Source organism: Parvibacter caecicola, from assembly GCF_003725335.1.
Lineage (GTDB): Bacteria > Actinomycetota > Coriobacteriia > Coriobacteriales > Eggerthellaceae > Parvibacter > Parvibacter caecicola.
Genome location: NZ_QIBY01000010.1, coordinates 59,761 through 81,782, shown reverse-complemented (window position 1 = coordinate 81,782; position 22,022 = coordinate 59,761). Strand labels below are relative to the sequence as shown.

The window sequence follows — 22,022 nt, the reverse complement described above, 5'->3', positions numbered from 1 at the left end:
CCCCGCGCGCCCGCCCGGTCCGCCGTTCCGGGCGGCGCTCGGAAAAAGGCGGCGTTTTGCCACCGCGCGCCCTTTTCCGGGCAAAAACGCCTCTTTTTCAGAGCAGGCGCGGGCAAAAACCGCCTTTATTCCGAGCGGCCAGACGGCCTCCGGAGAGCGCCGCGGCCCTCACCTGGGAAAACGTCCCCGTAGCAAAACGGAGCCGCAATTCGCAACTCGAAAAACCTTCTTTTTGGCGCAAAAGATCGCAGCCGTGGCAAAAAGAGGGCTTATTCCGAGACGGAACCGGACGACGGGCGGAAAAAGGAAGGGCCGGGGCGGGAGGGCGACGGGGGCAACGCGGCGCTCCGTGGGGACAACGCGAGGCAAAGCGAGGCAGCGCGAGGCAGCGCCGGCGGAACTAGCCGCCTAGTTCCGCCATAAGAGGGCGGAAGCACGCCGATACTTGAAACCGTGGCGGGAATAGACGGCTAGTTCCGCCACAGGGTAGCGCGAAGGACGAAAGATGGGGCAAAGGACGTAAGGCGGGGCAGGGTGGCGTGACAACGCAAGACGAGAAGCGGAGCGAGATGGCAGAGCGAAGAGCGACGGAGCGCGGGGCGGGGGCGGCCCGGGGCGGAGCGGGGCGGCGCGGCAAGGAGTATTGGTGGGGCGAAAAGCGGCGAAGGGCGGTGGTGGGTCGAAGTGGAGCAGCAGGCGAAACAGGAGAGCCCCGCCGGGGTAAGCGGGGCTCCCTGCGGGCCGCGGGGTAGACGGCCCTTCTAGCAGCGGGACTGGGGTCGGCAATCCCGTGCTGCGGAAATGGTTATGTCATGCCTGCGGCCCCCGCAGCGGGGTACGGAGCAGGGGCCGGCGGGGCGGGTGGTTACTCTTCTTCCTCCTCCTCTTCGTTCTTCTTGCGGCGGGCAATCAGCAGCAGAATCAGGGCCAGCAGCAGCGCGACGGCCAGGCCCACGAACAGCCAGATGCTGTCGCCCAGCTTCGGGAACAGCTTCTTCAGCGGCGGAATCTTGCCTAGGTCGGCACCGGTGACACCCAGGTCAACCGCGCGGCCCACTTCGGGAGTCCAATCATAGGCGCTCAGCAGGTTGAACATCTGGCCGTAGGCGTTGGGGGTGGTGCGTACCGCCGTGAAAGCGCCCAGCACCGCCATGGGGCAGGTAATGCCAACAGTACCAGAGCCCACCATGTTCATCCAGTCGGAGTCGTTGTTGTCGTTGCTGCCACGGTTAATGGCCACGAACTGCGACCCCTCCGGCTTGTTGGCGCGCACCCGGTAGATGTAGGGCTGGTTATTGCCGTCCACCATGGGCAGGCCCTCGAAGCGGTAGCTGCCGTCGGTACCGGTGGTTTGCACCGCCACCTGGGTCCAGCCGCTGTTGTTCACGATGCCGCTCTCGGTGATGTCCTTCAGGGCCGTGGCCACGTAGTCGGCGGCGTTGAAGCCCACCGGCAGCGTGCCGGGCATGGGGATCACCATGCGGTCCAGGTACACCGTCTGGCCCGGGATGGGCTCGAAGGTGCTGCCCTTCAGGCCATCGTTCTCGGGATCGTTGAACATGATGCCCGCGATGGTGGCGGTGGCGTAAGGCACCAGGCCAGTGTCGTTGTTCTCGTCGTCGTGGCCCTTGCCGATCATCCACACGGTGCCGTTGGGGCCCTGCGGGTTCACGGCGGCATTGGCGGCGTCGCCAGTGTAAGGCTCGGCCAGGATGATCATGCCGTCGTAGGGCTGCGCCGGTTCCAGAATCTTGTTGTTCTCGTTCAGGTCGGAGTCCACCGTACCGTCGCCGCCGCGGTTCAGGTAGGTGACGCCGTAGCCGCCCGGCAGGCTGTCCACCGAGGCACGGTAGCCGTAGATCTTCGAGCCGGTGCCGGTGGTGCCGGCCACTTCCAGCTCCTCGAAAATCCAGAAGCCATCGCCGTCGGTGGTGGTGTGGGCCCGCGAAGAGTTGTTGAACTCGTCGTCGGCAATCCAGCCCATGGAGCCACCGGGCTTCACGCCCCAGTAGTAGCGCTCCAGCGTGACCGGGATGCCGGCGAAGCGCTGGCCCTCGTTGCCGTCGCGCACGCCGTTGTAGTTGGTGTCCTGCCACACGATGCCGCTGATGGATTGCCGCGCCACGGGCACCAGGCCGAAGTCGTGGTTCAGCGAGTCGCTCCACTTCACGTCGGACCAGCGGTTGGTGGCCTCGCGGTTCAGCTCTTCCATGCGGGCGACGTAGGCGCGGTTCAGGGCGTCGAAGCCGTTGCCCTCGTGCACGCGCACCCACTCGTCAGTGTATTCGTCGTACTTGAGGTCCTGCTTGCCGTCGGGCGAGCCAGTATTGGTGTTGTTGTCGAACTTGTCCACCGGATCGCCGAAGATCACCGAGCGATGCAGGCCGGACATGTCGCGCAGGTCGGCCACGCTGGCCTTGGAAATCCAGTCAACGCCCGCCGCGATGGCCGCGTTCACGGCCTCCTCGCCGGTAGCGCCGCCCTGCGGCCACAGCTGCAGCAGGTAGCCCTCCAGGCGCGCCTTGGCCTGGGCCTCGGTCTCGCCGGCCGGCGGGAACGGCGCCCACACGTCGCTGCCATCGGGGTTCAGCGGCGGGTTGGGCTTGTCGGCCACGCGCGCGCCGGCCCGCATGGCGAACATCTCGGGCAGCTCTTCCGTCACCACGGTCCACTGGGCGAACAGCTGCACGTCCAGGCGATCCAGCACCAGCGTCTCGCCGGGCGCGTAGTTGGTGCCGGTGCCGTCGGCGGCGGTGTTCCAACCGGCGAACTGGTGGTCGGCCAGCTGGAAGCCGCACTCGGGCAGCGTCACCACGTCGCCGAACTTCGCCACAATGGCGTCGGTGGCGCCGGTGACGGACTCCCCGTTGGCCTCGAAGCTGACGGTGGCGTCCTGGCCCTCATAGGCGGGATCCAGCTGCCACTGAGCGAACAGCGTGGACACCCGGCCGCTGAGGTTGGGGTTGTCGCCGGGCATGTAGGCGGTGCCGGTGCCGTCGGCAGCGGTGTTCCAGCCGGCGAACACGTAGCCGGTGCGGGTGAAGCCGCAATCGGGCACGATCACCGACTCTTGCAGCAGGCCGGTGATGGGCTCCATCGCGTCGCCCACGCCGCCGTTGGCGTCGAAGTTCACCGTCACCAGGCCCTCGCCGTTGATGTCAACGTACTTGGCGCGCGGGCCGCTGGTGAACGAACGCTCGGAGTCGTCCGCCAGGCGGGTAACCACAATCAGGTCGCCCACTTCAAGGTCGGTGAGGCTCTCGTCCACGGTCACCTTGTCGGTGAGCAGCGACGCCAGCTTCTTGTCATCGTAGTTAGGCCGCAACGCCTGGGTGGCGTAGTCGTAGTCGGAATTGATGCGGTCGATACCACTGGTGTGCTCGGTGTAGCTGTTGGTGGCACCGGGGTTGTTGGTCATCTCCACACCCACGTGCTGGATGGTGTGCAGGTAATCCTCGGGGTTCGGATAGCTGACAACGCGAGCGCGGTAGCCGTAGAGCACCTTGAACTCAACGCTGTTGCCCACCTTATGGTAGCCGGTGCCGGAGGCCAAGAAGGCCCAGTCGCCGGAAGACACCGTGGAATCGAAGGCGGAACCGGGGATGTAGGCGGCGCCATCCTGATCGATGAATACCTCGTCGCGGTTGTCGCCGTTGCCGGCCACCATGTCGATGGCGTCCTGATCGCTTAAGTGGCCGCTCAGGCTGTCGGCGGAAACCTCGTCGCCTTCCACCATCACGTGAGCCTGATCCTGGGTGAAGCTCCAGTCGCGGCGCCACACCCCCTTCTCGCTCTCGTCCACCATCGTGCTCATGTCCTCGTCGCTGGCGGCGAAGATGGCGGCCTCCAGCGGCTCGGTGATGCGCGGATCGGCGTCCACCCGCTCCAGCGTGGTGTTGCCTTCCTCGTCCACAACCGGGTTCCAGTAGCCGTCGGCCAAGTCGGAGTACACCCGCTCGAAGGCCACCAGCTTGTTCAGCGCAGTGCCGCGGAAGGTCTTCTCCTCGTCGGTCAGCTCTTGCTTCGCGGCGATCTTCTGGTTGATGCGGTCCACCTCGATGCGGATGTCGCGGATCCACCCCACCATGGCGGCGATGTGGTCGTCGGTGAACTCGTGGTGCACTTCCTCCTCGTCCTCGGGCACCGGGTAGGTGAGGCCGCCCAGGGCGTAGATCTGGGCAATCTCCTCGGCGGTGAGGCTGGTGGTCTCCGGCGTGATGTCGGGCAGGGTCTCGCCCGGCTGCGGCTCCATCGAGCCCAGGCCGGAGGTATCGAACCAGTAGCGCTCCAGCTTCACCACAGCGCCCTGGATGCCGCCTTCAACCTCAAGGTCTTGCAGGCCGTTGGCGTCCTCGTCCTCCCACACCTTGCCGGCGATCAGCACCGGGTTCTGCAGAACCAGGCCGGCGTCGCCCGCCAGCTTCTCGTACAGGCGGTTGGCCAGGTCGTAGCGCACGCCGCGGTAGGTGATCTCGTAGCTGTCGGTGCCGAAGTCGATGTCGGCTTCCTTCTTCGACTCCTGCGCCACTACCGCGAAGGCCTCTTCCTTGCTGCCGTCCACGTTGTAGTCGCCGTTCAGGCTGGCGTTGAACTCGGTGATGTCGGAGGTGCGCTCGCCCGGGGCATCCACGTGGTACTTGGACACCATGTACTGGGCGGTTTCGGGGTCGTCGTTGATCACGCGCACCGTGTAGCCCACCAGGTACGGGGTGGCGGTGTCGTAGCGGTCGAACCCGGCGGGGGCCTCGTAGTACAGCACGTTGCCGTCGGGGCCCTTCACCGCGATGGCGCCCTGCTGGTAGCGGTCCAGACGGTTCCACTCGGACTGCGGCTGGTACACCTTGCCGTCCAGCTTGGAAACGTCGGTAATGTCGTCGCCGGTCACCTCGTCGTCCACCACCACGTAGGCGGGCAGGTCGTAGAAGCGGTACTCGCCCTTCTCCTGGGTGAGGGTTACCAACTCCCAATCCTCGGTTTGGGCCGGGGCCGTGGTGGCGTCGCCCTCCGCCTGCGGGGCCAGGGCCGCGCCCATGCGGGCGGCAAAGGTGGCCAGCGCGGCGAAGGTGGTGGCCTCATCGGCCTCCCACTGGGCGTACAGCACCGAGCCGGCCTCGTTCAGCACGAAGTCGCTGCCCACATTATAGGCGTCGCCGCTGCCGTCGGCGGCGGTGTTCCAACCCACGAAGTGGTAGCCCGCAGCGGTGAAGCCGCAGTCGGGCAGGGCAACCGTGGCGCCGTTGGTGCCGTCGATAGCGGCCGTGGTGCCCTCCACCATCACGCCGTCGGGGGCGTTGCCGTCGAAGCTGACGGAAGCAGAACGGTACTGGCCGCCGTTGCCGGCGAAGTTCTTATTCAGCACCCAGGTGCCGGAGGCGAACAGGCTCACGCTGCCGGCGTCCACCAGGTCTTGCAGCTTGTAAGCGCGGCCGGCGCGCACTAGGTACACCGTTTCGGGGCCGTCGGAGCCGGGGCCCACGATGATGTTACCCTTGACGGACTGCTCCAGGTGCAGCTTGCCGTCGGCGTAGTAGAAGAAGTTGCCGTCAGCGTCCTCGAAGCGCTGGTGGCCAGAGGCGTTGTACTCGGGCACGAAGTAGAACTGGCTGAGAGCCACCTTGAAGCCGGCCAGACCAGTGTTCTCATCGTAGATGCCACTGTAGTCCTTGTCGAACCACACCGCACCGTAAAGATTGGTGTGATCGGGCGGCGCGTAGCCGGCGTTCATAGCGTCTTGGTTCTGGCCCGTGCCGAAGTCGAAGGCGAAGTTCACGTTGTTCACGGCCTCGGCGGTGCCGGTGTTGCGGCTGCCGGACACCCGCTGGTTGGTGGCAGTGGAGCCGTCGGCCATGCCCGCCAGCACCAGCTTGCCATCCAGCGAGTTCTTGGAGATGCCGTTCAGGCGCACCACGCCGTTTTGCACCTTCTGGGCAATTTGGGCATGGTTGCCGTAAATGTTCACGCCGTCGGTGGTCAGTGGCGCCTCGGGGTTCGCGGAGGCGCCAGCATGGGTGATGGAGGTGGGCTTGCCATCGGCGCCCACCAGGGTCTCCACCCAGTCGGTGTGATGCTTCTTCGAGCCGGTTTGCACCGTGCCCTCGTCCAGCATCACCGGGTAGTTGCCGGCGTGGTAGCCCAACCACTCCACATCCGCCTCTTCGTTCTCGGTCAGCATCGGCTGAACATCGGAATTGATGGCGTCGGAGGGGGTGGTCTGCCACTCGTAGCTGGTCACCAGCAGCGAGAACATGCCGTCCTCGGCGTTGGCGCCGTTCACTTCCACGGTATAGCCCATCAAATACCAAGTGCGATTGCCATCGGCGTCCTCCAGGAAGCCGGCGGTGGGCAGGTTGGCGAACTGGAAGTAGCCGTCCACGTCGGTGGAGCGGTTCTCGTACACCAGGTTGCCCTCTTCGTCCAGCTGCGCTTGGCCGGCCTCGTTGGTGGTGGCCACGCGGTAGCCCATCTCACTGCCGGTAATGTTCTTATAGGTATTGGTCTTGGTGGCCACGTTGCCGTCGATGGGGGCCGACGTCTCCACCGAAGCGCCGTTGTAGAACAGCAGCTGCGGCGTGGCGCCGTTGGCCTCGTCCAGCATCACCCACGCGCCGCGGGCAGCGGCCACGTCGGCGGCGCCGGGACGACTAGTAACAATGGCACCGTCGGCCAGCACCCACTGCACGGTAGCGCCCGCGGGCACCACCGAAGCCCAGCCGGTGCCGGTGTTGGGCACATAGAACCACTTCTGCAGCAACACCGTCTTGCCGTTGTAGCCGGTCTCCTGGTAGGTGACGGTTTCGCCGGTTACGGTATCGGTGCGATTCTCGGCAATGTAGTTATACAGGCCGTCGTAGTCGGCGTCCTCGTACAGGAAGCCGGAAATCTTATAGGTGGGCACGGGTATCACGCCGGCGTCGCTGTGGTCGCGATCGTAGCCGCTCATGAGGTCGTACACCGCCAGGCCGCCGCGGGTCATGGCCTCGCGATCGCCCAGCACATCAGCCACAGCGGCGTTGTTGCTGGCAGGCGCGGCAATCATGTTGGAAGCCTGGGTGGTTTGGCCATCGGCGGTCTTGCCGTCGGCGTCCACCTGGTCCAGCAGCACGATGTACTCGTTGCCGTCCACTGCGTAGTTGTTGCCGAACAGGTCGGAGTCCTCGGTCCAATCCACCGCATCGCCACTCTCGTTGGCGGTAACGCGGTTCTTGGCCTTCAGCACCTGGCCACGGGTGACGCGGGCGTCGCTGATGCGCACCTTGTAGCCGTACACCACCCACTTGCCGTCCACCACGCCGGCGGTCTCCAGCTTGTCGAAGCTGTAAGTGCCCTGGCGCCACAAGTCTGCACCGGAGAGGTGCTCGCCCAGCTTGTCGGCGGCGAAGGCGGAAGTGGCGGTGCCCTCCTCCATGAGAGTGTCGCCGGTACGCACCGTCTTGGTGCTGGTGGCAACGCCGTCCACCACGTCGCCCCAGCCGCTGTTATCGCGTACCCAGGTGCCGCTGCCGTCAGTGGAGTAGTAGCGCTCCAGGGTTACCTGGTAGCCGTTCAGAGCCTGCTCGAAGGCGCCGCTCTCCAGCTTGTCCTGCACGCCGTTGTTATTCTCATCGTGCCACACCAAGCCGGTGATGCGCTTCAGCTCGGGCTTCACCACGCCCACGTTGCCGCCGGCCACGGTAACCAGGGCGCCCTCATCTGTGTCCACGGTCAGCCAGTCGTAGCCGGTGGTGCCGGCCAGGGCCGCGCCGCCGTCCGGCTTCACCAGCTGCTGCAGCGGCAGCTGAATGTAGTTGCTGGCGAACAGCAGGTTGGTGGCCTGCTTGGCGGCCTGGGCCACCGGGTCGCCCTCGGCAATGAGGGACGCGCCGGAAGCCGCCTGCACGCCTTCGCTGGCCAGCAGGATGCGGCCGCCGTCATTGGCGGGGTTGTCGCCCTCGGCCACGCGGGTGCCGGTAGCACTGGCAGCGGCGCCGCCGGTTACCTCGTCCACGGTGGCGATGTCGGTCACGGCCATGCCCACCTCGGCAACGCCGACGCCGGTGCTGCCCACGCCGTTGCGCACGGTAGTGGCCAGGTCGGAATCGGCCGGGCGGTCGTCGGCGGTGGCGGCGTTGTGGTAGCGGGTGGCCAGGAAGGTGCCGTTGTTGTAGTCGTTGTTCAGGCCGGCCGCCTCCAGCTGGTAGGACAGCAGGTAGTAGTCATCGCCGTACAGGGTGGGAATGGCGATGGGCTGATGGCCGGTCACGGGGTTGTTGTTCTCATCGAACGGCGTGGTGCGCAGCGGCACCTGGCCCGGCGCGCCGATGCGCTGGCCAGCGTCCGCCTGGATGGTGGCGCCTTCCACGTCCGTCTGGATTTCGGCCACTGCGGTGGGCAGCTGGTCGAAGATGTAGTTGCCGTTGTCGTCGGCCACCACGGTGCCGTCGGCCGCCAGCGAGGCGGAGCCATTGCCCTCCACTACCTCAAGGTTGGTGGAGCGGTTCCACAGCGTCTCGTCCGGCTGGTCGGGGTTGGTGCCCGGAGTCCAGTTCCAGCTGGTGGCGCCGTAGTCTTCGCTGAAGGTGACGTTGCCGGTAACGGTAGAGCGGAAGCCCTCGCGGTTGGTGCCGGCGTTGTCGGCGGAAGTGCGGGTCCACACCTGGTTGCCCTCGTCGTCGGTCACATAGCCCCAGGTCACATGACCCTCGCTATCGCCGAACTCGCCGTTGCGGGTCCACGTGCCGGCGCTCTTGTCGGCGCTGTTGGTGGACTTGCTGTAGCGCCACTGGGAAAGCAGCATGGTGCGGCCGGCCAGGCCCGGTTCGGCCTTGGCGGCGCCTTCGTCGGTCCAGCCCTCGCGCAGGCCGTTGTAGGAGCGCAGCTTGGCTGCGGCGTCCTTCAGCGGATCGCTCTCGGCCACGTAGCTGTCGTCCCACACCGCGCCGGAGATGGCGGTTTCGGGAATGTACACCAGGCCGGCGTCGCCGCCCTCGGCCTCCACCACGTTAGAGGACACGTCGTAGCGCACGCCGTTGTAATCTACCAGGTAGTCTTCGTTCACGTCGGCCGCCTGGCGGGCAGCAGTGATGACCATGCCGTCGCCGCGCACCTGGTAGGGCATATCGGCATCGCGGCCGCCGGTCTGCTCCACCTGGCGGTTCACCAGGGCGATGTTCTGGTTGGCGGCATCGCCGGAAGCGGCGGTGCGGTAGGCGTCGGATTCCACGGTGAAGGTGCCCTTGGTGAGGTCGCCGTCCACGGCGCCGCCCTGATGCGGCAGCGTGAGGGTAGCGCCCTCGGGCATCGACACGATGCGCACCTGGTAGCCGGCCAGGCGCTCTTCCGACACCACGCCCGGCGGCAGCTCTTCGCCGGCGGACATGTCGGCCACGCCCAGCAGCTCGCCCAGGCTGCCGTCCGCGTTCTCGCGGTAGCGCAGGGCCACCTTGGTGGGCATCTTCTCGGTTACGTAATGGCCTTCCTTGTCGGTGATGGCGGTCAGGTCGTCGCCGGGCAGCTTGTACCAGGCGCCGTTCTTCGGGCTGTAGAAGTAGCGGCTGATGGCCACCACAACGCCCTCGATGCCGCGCTCGCCTTCCGCCAGCTCGACGGTGCCGTCCTCGTTCTCCACGTAGGTGGCCTCTTGGCGGATGCCGTCGTAGTTGGCGTCCTCCCAAATGTAGCCGGCGATGGGCGCGCTGGGCGGCTCAAGGAAGCCGGCGTTCATGCGCTTCTCGCTCTTGGCGAAGGTGAGGTCGAAGGAGGCGCCGCCCACCACCGGCTGAGTGGCCACCGACGCACCGGCGGCGTACTGGCTGGGGGCCTGGGTGGCGGTGGCGTCGGCCAGGGTGCGGCTGTCGGCGCTGGTGGAACCGGCCAGCACCAACAGCGAATCCAGCGTGTGGATGTTGCCGTCGTTGCTGAAGGCCTGCTCGCGACGCACCGGGAACACCTCGGTGCCATAGCGGGTGGTGGAATCCACCACACCGGTGAGGGCGCTGCGCACCATCGAGCGGGCCTTGGAGTTCCACTCGTCCATGAAGTCGTACTCAGGGTCGCCTTGGGTCTTGTAGTTGTGGCCGTTGGCGTCGGTGAAGTCCACGTTGTAGATGTTGTAGTCGCCGGTGTAGGCAGCTTCCACGTAGGTGTTCATCAGCGTCCAGTTGCCCAGCACCGCCACGGTGTAGCCGGCCAGGTACTCAACGCCGTCCACAATCACGCGCACCGGCAGGTTGGTGAACTCGTAGTAGCCGTCCTTGGTGCCCTGGGCAGCGTTGGCGGCCTTGGTGGTAGTGGTGCGGAAGGCGAAGTTGCCGTCCACGTGGCTGGTGCTGTAACCGCCGTTCACATCCGGCGACGGCACCCACGCGCCCTTGGCGGTGGCCACGTTGGCCTGGGCCTTGTCGCTGGTGGTAACGCCGTCGGCCTTCACCCACATCACCGGCACGCCGGTGGGCACCACCTTGTCCCAACCGGTGCCAGTGTTGGGCACGTAGTACCACTGGCGCAGGTACACAGTCTTGGCCTCGGCGCCGTCATGGTAGCCGGCCTCGGCCGCTTCCAGCTCCACCTGGGTTTGGGTGTAGGGATCGTAGAACGGGTTGCTGCCGTCGCCCGCGGTGGCGGTGAGGCTGTAAGCGCCGTCGTGATAGTTGTTGTCGCACCACACGTAGCCGGCGATGGAAGCGTAAGCGGGGGCGATTTCGCCCACGTCGCCGCCCTCGGCGAACTGCTGCGGGCGAGTCCACTGGTAGGTGACCGCGCCGGTGGTGTCCATGGCCTGGCCGGCCGCCACGCTGATCTTGGCCAGCGGGTTGGCCACGGCCGAGGCATCCTCGGGCACGGTGGCGGGGATCACCAGGCCGTCGTTGGCACGCTGGGCGGCAGCGGCGCCGTCGCCGTAGCGCTTCACGATGCGGTAATCGCCCACCAGGCCGGCGTTTGCAGCCTTATCGGTAACGTTGGCGCCCGACTCCTCCTGGGTAAGGGCATCCGCATCCGGCGTGCCCTGGTACAGGGAGGTGAGGTGCCACGGGTCAGTGCCGTCGGCGGTAGTGTCGTTCACCTTCGCCAGCTCAACCTTGTAGCCGGCCAGGAAGTACACGTCTTGACCGGAGGCGTCGGTGCGGGCCACAGCGGTGGGCAGGTTGTCGAAGATGTAGCGGCCCTTATCGGGGGTGGCCAGCTGGTAGCTCACCGGCGAGCCCTCCGGCAGCTTGGCGGCGGCCTCATCGGCCATCTTCTGGGCCTCTTCGGTGCTGGCCGCGGTGCCCAGCACCTCACCAGTATAAGTGTTGTACACGATGGTCTTGGCACCGTTGTAGGTGAGGGTGGCCACCGCGCTCTGGTTGCTGTTCTTGTCGGCCATCGACGTGCCGCCGGTGATCACCGGCACGCGCACGCTGGCGGGGTCGCCCGGGTTCACCACAACGGCAGGCACCTCGTGGGTGGTCAGCCATTCGCTGCCGAAGGCCTTGCTCTGATACCACTGGCCCGCCTTCACGGTGGTGCCGTCGGCCAGGGTGGCGTCCTTGTCGGCGTAGTACCACTGGGTGATGATCACCTGCTGGTTGGCCAGGCCCTCTTCCTTGTCGGTACGCTTGCCGTCGGCGGCGGTGTTCTCGGTGGCCTCGGTGTCGTCCCACACCACGCCGGTCACCACGGAGGTGGGCACCTTGTAAATACCAGTGTTCACCTGGCGACGCACCGGCACCTGGTTGGCCACGTCGTAGCTGACGCCGGCGAAGGAGGCGTTGTAGGGAGTGGCGTCCTGCGCGTTGGCAGCGGCAGAGCCGTAGCTAGTGTCGCCGGCGGTGGTGCTGTTGGCCAGCAGGATGAAGCCGGTGGTTTCAGCGTAGCTGCCGTCCGGCTGCACCGCAGGATTGGCGGCGGTGAACTGCGGGTAGCTGGTCACCGTGCCGTCGCCCTTGGCATCCAGGCGGGCCAGGTCGCGCTTGGCGTCGGAGTCGTTCTCGGTGGTATTGGCAGTGTCGGCCACATGGTAGGCGGTCAGCACGTGCTTGTCGGGCAGGTTGGGCACCGTCACCCGGTAGGCGGCCGGCGCCAGGAAGTCATCGGCAGCACTAGCAATGCCGTACAGCTCCTCGTTGGAAGCCGCCAGCGGCGCGCCCAGCACACCGTTGGCGTCCGCCTCGAAGGCCACGTAGGGCATCAGTTCGGTGAACTGGTAGTTCCAGCTCTGGGCGCCGGGCACGGTGGAATCCGGGTCGGCGTCGAAGCGGGCCGGGTTCACGGTGGTGGTCACCTTCTTGCCGGCATAGCCCACGAACAGGGTGCTCTCGTCTTCCGCGGTATCCGGGTCGTCGGCGGCATACAGCTTGTCACCGAAGTTGGCGTTGCGAATCCAAGCGCCCACCACGGTGGTGCCCTCGTACACCAGCTCGATGTTGTTCACGTCATCGGCCATCACGCCGTCGGCGTTCAGGGCCTTGGTGGCGAAGCTGCCGCTGTGGCGCAGCAGAGTGCCGTCGTTGGCGCGCACCTCGTTGGAAACGAAGTTGCCGGCCATGTCCAGGCTGCCTTCCAGGTAGTACCACTGGGTGAGCTCGACGGTGGTGTTGGTCATCAGCTGGTCAGAAGCGGTGCCGCTGCCCAGCCCCTTCAGCAGGCCGTCGAAGTCGCCGTCGCGCCACACCACGCCCTGGATGATGCTGGTGCCGAAGTAGCCGTAGCCGGCGCTCACGCGGTTGTCGCTGCGGCCGGTGGCCATGTCGAAGGCCACGGTGCCGTACACCACGTTGCCCTCGGCATCGGTCATGGCGCGGCGCTGCACCATCTGGTAGTTGTCATCCTGGGTGTAGGCGGTCACGTTGCCGGCCAGGATGATCATGCCGTCCAGCGTGGAGTTAGAGGTGTTCACCGTCACCGAACTGGCCTCGTCGCCCACCAGCTCGTCGGAGCCTTCGGTCTTCTTGGCCTGGCCGGTGAGATTGTTCCACATCAGCGGGTAGTTGCCCTCGTCGTACACGCGCTGGGCGGTAAGGCTGTTGCCGCTGAACTTGTTGTAGGTCACATCCAGCTGGCCGGTGGCGCCGTTGGCCTTCTGGCCCAGCAGGGTGGTGCCCACGGTATGGGCGGTAGAGGCGTACAGGGCGTCTTCCGCTTCAATCTTGGTAACGGGGAAGTTCACCGCGTCGGCCTCGGTGCCGCCCTTCACTTCCACCGTGTAGCCGCACAGGCGCTCCACGCCGTCCACGGCCACGTAGATGGGCAGGTTGGTGAACTCGTAGTAGCCGTCGGAGTGATTAGCGCCGTCGCCGGCCACCGTCTGGGTGGTGAACACGGCGTCGCGGGTGGTGGTCACCTCGTGGGCGTCGTCCCCCTCCCCTTCCAGGGTGGTTTCGGTAACGGTGTTCAGAATCCACTGACCGCCGTTGCCGCCGCTGTAGTTGCCGTCGGCCTCCTGGGTGCCGTTGCCGTCGGCGGGCACAAAGTACCACTGCTTCAGGGTAACGGTCTTGCCCACCAGGCCGTGCTCGGCATAGCCGGTGCCGTCGATGGAGAAGAGCACGTTGGCATCGTCGTAATCCACCAGCGCCGGGTTCTCGCCGTTGGCGGTGGCCATGCCATCGTAGTCGGCGTCGGCCCACACATAGCCGGAGATGCTCTGCGTGGGAATTTCCATGAAGCCGCCGTCGTTGTGAGCGCGGCCGGCGCCCTTGGCCAGGTCGTAGTTCAACGTGGCGGCCGGGGTGCCCTTCAAGCCCTGGGCCAACGTGGCGGCGTAGTCGGCGCCCAGATAGGTGCCAGCCAGCGTGGCTGCCTTGGTGAGGGTGTCCACCACAGCGCCGGCGGCCCCCACCAGGGCCACGTCGGTGGCGCTGGCGCTATGGCCCGGCGTGGCGGCGGTGATTACATCAGTGTTCACCGCAACCGGGGTGGGACGACGGCCGTAGTTGTCGGCCTCGTTCTGAGCCTCGTTGTGCGAGTTACCGGCGGCCAGCAGGTTGCTTTCCTGCGACACGTAGCGCAGCCAGGTGGCGCCGTCGGGGTTCAGGTTATCGTTGGCCTGGTAATCCTCGTCGTCAGCCACGTTCAGCAGCACGGCGTACTCGTCGGCCGCCATCAGGTAACCGGTCTTGTAATCCAGGTCGGAGTCGATGGTGTAGTTGGGCTGAGCCTCGTCCACCCGCCAGTTAGCCGCTAGCAGGTTGCGGCTGCGGAAGGTTTCGTCGGACACGCGCACCTTGTAGCCGTAAATCACGCGCACCATCTTGCCGTCCACTTCCCGCAGGTCGGAGGACTTCAGGTTGTCGAAGCTGAAGGCGCCGGTGGCAGGGTCGCTCACGGTGTTGGCGTAACCCAAAAGATCGAAGCTCCAGTCGTTATGGGTGGCCGGGTCGTTGTCGATCCAGTTCTTGCCCACGCCGGGGAACATCTGGTTGCGGGCAGCGCCGGAAGCCGTGGAGGCAGTGGCGTTGTAGGGACGGTACTTGTCGCCGTAGTTGGCGGGGTACTCATCGGCCCAGTCGGCGTCCCATACCCACTCGCCAGTGGTGGCATTGTACCAGTAGCGCTCCAGCGACAGCTGCATCGGCTCGGGTGCCGGCTCGTCGGCTCCCTCGAAGCTGTCGCGCATGCCATTGTTGTTCTTGTCCAGCCACACGTAACCGGTGATGGAGGTGTAGGGCGGGCGAACCTCGCCCACGTCGCCGCCACGGAAGCCCACTTCCTCAGTTTCAGCCGCCTCCTTCATCCAGTCATACTTGTCGGTGACGTCCGCCATGTTGTTGGAGTTGTCAACATCTTCGGTGGTGTTGGAGTTGCCGGTTTCGCCCTTACCCAGCTTCTGGGACAGGATGATCTGGCCGTTCAGCTGACGGGTTTGGGTGTACTTGCCGGCATCGGCCGCGGTGCCCTGCTGCTGGGCCACGATATAGCCGCCGGCCACGCCCTTATTGGCATCGTCCAGGTTCGCCACGTCGCTGTCGTACATGATGTCTTCCACCGGCGTCACGGTTTCGGCGTCGGTGTCGCCCTCGCCGTAGGTGCGGCTGCGGGTGAGCAGCCAGGTATCGGCGGCGGCGTTGGTCATCTCATCGGTGCTGTTCAGGGCCGCAGTGTTCTCCATGTAGGGAATCTCCACACGGTAGGCGGCCAGGTAGAACTCGTCGTAGCTGTCGTTTTGCACCACGGTCACGGTAGGCAGGGTGTCGAAGGTGTACACGCCCGCGCCCTTCAGCACGCCGTCGGTGAGAGTGCCGGCCGCGGTATCCACGGCCACCACGCCGTTGCCCAGGTAGCGGCTGCCGGTCATGTAGGGCAGGTGCACGGTAACGCCGTCGATCACTTCGGTCTTGGCAGTGTAGCGGTCTTCGCCGAACTCGATGTTGCGCACCCACACGCCCTTGGAGATAAAGCCGTAGTCGCTGTGAACGTTCTCGCCGTTCACGGTCTTGTCGGTTACCTTGTTGCCGTCGGCGTCGCGCTCGAAGGCGCCGTCGATTTCAGCGTTCAGGGCCGCATCGTTCAGCATGGCCTCAACCAGGGCGCTGTGGTTCTTGGCGAAGGCCACCCACTTGTCCGGCTTCACGTACAGCCACTGGGTAAGGCGCATCTCCTCGTTCGGGATGCCCGGCTCGGCGGCCTCGTCCAGCACCCGCTTGCCCTCGGCATCGGTGGTGGCGGCCTGCAGGCCGTCGTAGTTGTTGGAGTCGTCCCACACGCGGCCGGTGATCTTGCTCTTCAGCAGTTCCACCAGGCCCACGTCGCCGCCCTTGACGGCTTCGGGCGCCGGGCGCGGCACATCATAGGCTTTGCCGTTGTAGAACACCACGCTGCCGGTGGTGTCGGCGGTGCGGTACTGGCCGGCGGCGGAAGCGGTGCGCTCCACCGTGGCCTGGCCAAACGGCGTGCTGTTGATGGTGGCGTTCAGGGCGGTGTTGGCGGTGCTGGTGGCACCAGTGGCGTCCAGCTGCAGCTCGGCGGCCACGATGGAGTAGCCGTCCATGCGATGGCTGATGCCGTCCTCCACCTTGCCGTTCACCAGGTAGGCCTCGCCGTCCATTTCCTCGATGAGGTTCACCACGTTGCCGGTGCCGCGCAGAGCGTCAGAGTCGTTCTCGATGTTGCCCAGGTTGGGGTTGGCGGTGGCGTTCATGCCCTCGCTGGGGAAGGTGATGGCGTAGTTGGGCTCAACTTCGTCCAGCTGCACGCGATAGCCGGTCATGAACACGCGGTCGTTGGTCACCTGGCTGGCCTCGTAGGCCGAGGTGTACACATGGGTGAGAGTGCCGTCGGTGGCCTTACCGGTTTCGTCGAAGGCGCCGAAGTAAGCCTGCACGTCGCCCAGGGCGGCCACCGCGTCGGCGTCGTCCTTGTTGGCCTCGCGCACCACTTCGTCCACGTACACGAAGCTGGGCAGCTCTTCGAAGGTGTAGTTGCCGTTGCCGTCGGTGGTGGTGCCGGTGGGCAGGTTGAACACCTTGGTGCTCTGCTTGGGAGCCTTCGGGTCTTCGGTGGCGCGGTACAGCGGCAGGCCGGACAGGCTCAGGCGGCCGGCGCTCAGCAGGCGGGCGGTTTCGGTGCCGTCGCCCTCGCCAGTGCCGGCATTGTCGCCGTCGCCGTTATTGTCGCCATCGCCGGTGTTGTCGCCGTCGCCGCCTTCGGCGTTGTCGCCGTCGTCGTCGCCGGCATCCGGGGCCACGTAGTCGGTGTTCACGTAGCGGAAGCTCTTGCTGCGCACCCAAACGCCGGTCTCGGCGGTGTGCTTGCCGGAAGCGTCGGTGCCGGCGGTGGCGCGGTCGATGTCGGTGGTGTCCCAGGTGCCGGTGTCGGTGTAGCCGGCATCCTCCAGCTGCTTCACCAGCGGATTCTCCACCCAAGCGCCGCCAACCTGCACGTCGGGCACGAAGAACCACTGCTGCACCTGCAGGCTGACGCCCACCAGCGGCACGTCCGGCTTGTCGGTGGCGGGGACTTGCGGATCGTTGTTGTAGAAGCCGTCCACGTTCTTGTCCTGGAACACGAAGCCGGTGACGCTGCCCAGGCCGTAGGCGCCAAAGCCACCGTTCAGGTAGGTTTCGTTGCGGCCCAAGTTCCAGTCGAAGGCCACTTCCACGTTGTCGTCACGGTTGGTCGTCACCACGCGAACAGTGCTGTATTCAGGGCTGGCGGTGGTGCCGGCAGCCTCATCATCAACCTGGGCAACCCCGGCCAGCAGGATGAAGCCGTCGATGGTGTGGCGGGTGTAGTCCACGCCGTCGGCGTCGGTCCAGGCATCCTGGGCGGTAAGGTCGTTCCAGCGCAGCGCGTAATCGCCGCTGGTGTAGGGGCTGTTCGCGACGGCACCGCTGGCGGCGGTGGACAGCGCGTTCGAGCCCTCCTTGTTGGAGGTCTGCTGCAGCAGGGTGGCCGGCAGGCCCTCGATGGCCTTGCCGTCGGTGGCCAGGGCGCCACTGGTGCCCAGCACCTCCACCGTGTAGCCGGCCAGGTATTCCTTGCCCGGCGTGGGAGCAGTGCCCGCAGCGGCGTCGCCCGGCTGATAGGGGCTCACGTAGCGGGTGGGCAGCTGATCGAACAGGTACTTGCCCAGGTTGCTCTCGTCGTAAGTAATAGTAGTGCTGCCGTCCGGCTGGATGGTTTCGGTGCGCACCACGCTGCCGGTGCGAACGGCGATGCCATTGTAGCCGGTGAGGTACTGGGAGTCGGGCACGTTGGCCAGCGCCTGCTTGCCGGCGTTGCTGTTGCCGTCGGCGTCGGTGGCAGCCAGCACGTAATTGTCGTTGCCGAACTGGGTGTTCTGCACCCAGGCACCAGCAGCGCCGTCTTCGCCGGGCACGTAGTACCACTGCTTCAGGATAACCTGCTTGCCAGCCAGGCCCTTCTCGCCCTCATCCAGCAAACCGTTGTAGTCGGTGGTGTCGGCCAGGCCGCGCATGGTGCCGGAAGCATCCTGCCACAGCAGGCCGGAGATGCTCTGCAGCGGCGGCATGATCAGGCCGCCGTCGTTGCTCACGCGGTCGATGCCCCAGGCCAGGTCGTAACCGCGATCGGCGGCCTCCACCTCGCCCTGGTAAGCACCCAGGTCGGTGGCGGCGTTGTAGCCGGCATCGCTCGCGCCCAAAGTGGCCTCGTCGGCGGAGATGTTGGCGTTGCCGCTGTTGGCAGCCGTCTTCTTATTCGATTTCGGCGTGCAGTTGGCATCGGCCTTCTGCAGCAGCACATCGTACTCATCCGGGCCCATCAGGTAACCGGTCTCGTATACCTCGTCGCCAGTGGTCTCGAAGATGTCGGAGTCGTTGGTGTGGGTTGCGTCATAGGTGCCGTTCACCCGCAGCTTGGCCACGCCGTAGTAGCGGTTCCAGAAGCGGATGTCGGTGATGCGCACCTTGTAGCCGTAGACGACCAGCGTCTTCTTGCCGTCGATCTCCACCCACTCCTGGGTCTTCAGGTTGTCGAAGGTGAAGGTGCCGGCCTGCTGGCCATCGGTGCCGTCGGAGGTGAACACGGTACGGGCCACGCCGTCGCCCTGGCCCTTGGCCGGATCGGTGTCGGTAGCAGCGGCATGGTCGGCCGCGCCACCGCGGCTGATGGTGGGATCGGCATCGTAGGCGGCCCAATCGGCAGCGCCCATCCAGGTGCTCTTGGCGCCGAAGGTGGCAGCGTTCCACTCGTCATCGCGCAGCCAGCCTTGCGGCACATCGGCGCCCTCCACCGCGGTCTCCGCGATGGTGAAGTAGCGCTCCAGGGTGAGCTGCATGCCGGTGGCCATGGTGTCGGCCCCGCCGCCCAGCTGGTCGTCGGTGGCGGTGAGCAGGCCATCGTTGTCGTCATCGAACCAGATGCGGCCGGAAATCTTCTGCACCGGCGCCTGCACCTCGCCCACATCGCCGCCGCGCACGCCAGCCACACCGTTTTCGTCGGTGGCGGCGCGGGTCCAGTTGTAGATCACCTCGTTGGTGGTGTCCATGGCCTGACCGCCCTGCACCAGCACGTGCGGACGGTTGTTGGCAGTGGCGGCGGCCGCGTCGCTGCGCTCGGCCAGGATGATCTGACCATCGTTGGCGCGCACTTGGCGGTCGTCCACGTTCACCGAGCCGTCGGGGGTCACATCGTTCAGGTACAGGTGCTGCACCTTGATGCCGTCGGCCACACCCAAATCGGTGATGTCGTCGGAGTCGCTGTCGGCGTACACCAGCGCCTGCTTCTCGTCGGCAGTGGCGCCGTCGGTCGGCTGCACATGGTAGCGGGTGAGCAGCCACTGGTTGTCGGAGCCGTCAAGGTTGGCGGTGTGCTGCACATCGGCCAGCTCCACCCGGTAAGCGGCCAGGTAGTAGTTGTCGAAATCGTCCACATAGGCGGTGGGCAGATTGGCGAAGTGGTACATGCCCAGCTGGTCTTCCACGGCCACCTGAGTGGTCTCGCCGGTTTCGCCATCCACCAGTTCCTTCATATATACATCGCCGGTGCGAACCGCCAGCACGCCTTCGCGCAGGGCAACGTCACCGGACTTGACGGTGGTGCGGTCTTCTTCCAGATACTCGCCATTGCCCAGGCCGGCAATCAACTGGCCATCGGCACCCACGTAGAACAGGGTGGCGTTGGCGTCCACCGCGCCGGTGGCCTCGTCCACGTTGCCGTCACAGGCCATGGGGGTGGTGAAGTTGTGGGGCACGTTGCCCACGGTCACCGTGGCCCCCTCGGCCGACACGCCGTAACGGTCTTGGCCGAAGTTGGTGTTCTGCACCCACTCGCCCTCGCCGGCTTCGCCGTCTTTGGCGGGCTTCCAGTACCACTGGGTGAGGTACAGAATCTGATCGGGAATGCCCTGCTCGCCCGCGTCCATCTGGCCGTTGTAGGTAGCGGCATTGCCGTATCCCAGCTGGCCATCGTTCCAGATATAGCCAGTGATGGAGCTGCGCGGCACTGCCACCAGGCCGGCGTTGCCGCCGCGCTGGGTGCCCATGGGCGCGGGCACGTCGTAATCCACCACGCCGGTGCCGTTGCTGCCATACCCCAGCTGATACTGGTGGCCGTCGTTGGTCACGTAGTGGTCGGCGTGATCGGCCACGATCACATAGCCGTCGGTGCGCCAAGCCTGGCTTACCTGGTCGAAGTACTCTTCGCGGAGCTGGATAGTGCCGTCGGGAGTGCGGATGGCATCGGAATCGATGTCCTCGTTGCCCTGCGTCTGGGACGCGTCGCCGGTGCCGGGGCGCGTGGCCACGTCACCAGTGGCCGGCGCGTTGTGGCTCACCGTGGTGTGCTTGGTGCCGTCGGCATCGGTAGTGGTGGTGAAGGTGTCACTGCTCACGTTGATGCCCACATGGGTGGTGGTGAGGCTGTACAGCGGCGCCACCTCGTCCAGGGTGATGCGGTAGCTCACCAGGTACAGCTTGTCGGTGGTCACCTCGTGCTTGTTCTCCAGCGGGCTGGTGTTGCCATCGGCCGCCACCTTAGTGCCGGGCTGGTACACCGTAGTGGCACCGCCGGCCGCCTGCTCCACGTACACGAAGCTGGTGAGGCCGGTGAAGTTGTACACGCCGTCAACGTCGGTGGCGGTGGTGTCGGCGAAGTAACCGAACTTGTCGGCATCGCCCGCGGCGTTGGCCAGGCTGTAGCTGCTGGCCGGCACCTGCACCCAAGCGCCCACGATGGTGCCCTTGGTGTCGGCAGTGCCGCCGTATACCACGTCGATCTTGGCATCTGCGGCCACCAACTCGCCGTCGGCCGGTTTGAAGTAACGGGTCTCGCTGCCGTCGGCGGTGCGCACGGTGTAGGCGACAACGCCCGCGCCGGCGGCATCAGCGGCGGCGCCGGGCACGTAGTACCACTGGGTAAGCCGCAGGCCCTTGTCGGACAGCAGCTTCTCGCCCGGGTTCAGCAGGCCGTCAAAGTTGGCGTCCTCCCAAATCTTGCCGGTGACCGTGGTGGTGCCGAACAGGCCGAAGCCGGCGTTCATGCGCAGCTCGTCCTGACCCACCGAAATATCGAAGGCCACCGTCGTATCGCCGCGGGTTTCGCTGAACAGGTAGTCGGCATGGGTGGCGCCATTGGCGGCCAGGTCTTCGCTGGCGTCCTTCTGAGCCACAGTGGCCTTCTTGGCCAGGATGATCATGCCGTCCAAGGTGGCCTTGGTGAACAGATACTCGTCCACCGTGCCGTTCTCGGAAGTGGTGGTGCGCTCTTCCACCTGGGTGGTGTCCTCGTTCCAGCGCACCGGGTAGTTGCCCGCTTCATAGCGATCGCTGGCGTTCTGCAAGGCGCTGGCCACATTGGAGTTGATGGCATCGGTGGCGAAGCTGGCGGCCGCAGTCTCCTGGCCGTTGGCGTCCACCTGCTTGCGGGTGGCGGGCAGGCCGTTCATGGACATGTCGGCGGTTTCGTCGTTGCCCAGCACCTCCACGGTGTAACCGGCCAGGTACTCGGTGGCAAAGCCGGTCACGCCGTCTTCGCCGGCCGCGCGCTCTTCCACATAGCGGCTGGGCAGGTGGTCGAACAGGTAATCGCCCGCCACGGTGCCGGCCGCCTCATCGGTAGCGTCGGTGAGCACCCACACGCCGCCGAAGCCGGCATCGTAGGTAGCGTTGTCAATCACGAACTGGCGGCTGGACACCTTGTCCAAAGTGTTGTTGGTGTTGGCAGCCTTGGTGTAGTAGTCGTGGCCGAAGTTGGTGTTCTGGATCCACTGGCCGTCCTTCAAGTACCACTGCTTCAGCAGCACCTTCTTGCCGGCGAAGCCCAGTTCATCGGCCACCGTCTCGTTGCCCTCCTCGTCGGCGCCGGTGTTCTTGGTGGTGCCGTCGTAGTCGGCGTCGTTGAACACCTGGCCGGCGATGCTGCTTTCGGCAGGCTGGCGCAGGCCGCCGTCGTTGGCGGTGCGGTTGGCGCCCAACCCTAAGTCGTATACATAATAGTAAGCGCCGGCGTCGCCCTCGGCCTTATCGGCCACCAGGTAGCTTTCCGCTCCTTCGTAGTTGGCGGTGCGATCGTACAGCGGCGCGTAGGTGGTGGGCAGGCCGGTTTCGGCCACGGTGTCCACCAGGCTGGCGCCGTAGCGGCTGGCCACCGCGGCAGGGGTGCCGCCA

The 22,022-nt window shown here is 65.9% G+C and carries 1 protein-coding gene (running past one end of the window); it reads right to left on the bottom strand.

Annotated elements, in window-relative coordinates; genetic code table 11:
* Positions 1–865: 865 nt before the first annotated feature.
* Positions 866–22,022 carry the end of a PASTA domain-containing protein gene (locus tag DMP11_RS06835; protein WP_148041104.1) on the bottom strand. The gene runs 58,538 nt beyond the window's last position, so the window shows 21,157 of its 79,695 coding nt (coding positions 58,539–79,695); its start codon lies off the right edge, out of view; the stop codon is at positions 866–868.